At 46.5% G+C, this 665-nt stretch carries 1 protein-coding gene; it reads left to right on the forward strand.

The genetic code is table 11. The features are described from left to right. On the forward strand, window positions 1–665 hold a 665-nt coding region (locus tag AC1DWB_RS36795), incomplete at both ends, for a type 2 periplasmic-binding domain-containing protein (protein WP_477545978.1).

Here is a 665-nt window from a genome sequence, read left to right on the forward strand (position 1 = left end):
GAATTGTAGAAAGCAATGATAGTGGCTGGGGTCACACCGATTCGACAAGAAAGACGGTGCCGGATGCAAGATGGATGCCAATGGACCCGCTGATAACTACCGACGGCAAGCAAGTTGCTGGCGGTGCTGCGAAATACGGGATGTTTATTATGATCCCTAAAGCTAGCAAGGAAGAGCAAGCAATTGCAGCTATGAAGTATTTGAACTGGATGGCCGACCCTGCCGTTATAAAAACATTGCAGTTCGGTATTGAAGGCGTTCATTGGAAAACAGTGGAAGGTCTGACTTTGCCGATTGATTTGGAAAAAAATAAGAAAGAAATCTGGTTCGCAGGGCAAAGTGACCTATCCATTATTCAGCAAGGTCAGCCATTCTTGGGATATGACGCCATGCTGAAAGCAGCTCAAGCGAATCCAGCAGGTGTGTTCGACGCTAAATACTACGCTGATGTTAGTCAGAAATATAACGACATATTTGCCAAGTTTACACCGAAGGCAGTCCCGCTATCGGAGCCAAGACCGATTTCGCAAAAGAACTCGGAGGCGCTCAAGAAATACCTCAACGAAGCAATTACCAAAGTCATCGTAGCTGCTGACCCCGAGAAAGAATTCTCTACAATGGTAGATGGCTTCAAGAAATTGGGCGGCGACGAGTTCGACAAAGAA

This window comes from Paenibacillus sp. P4_E11 (assembly GCF_056401635.1).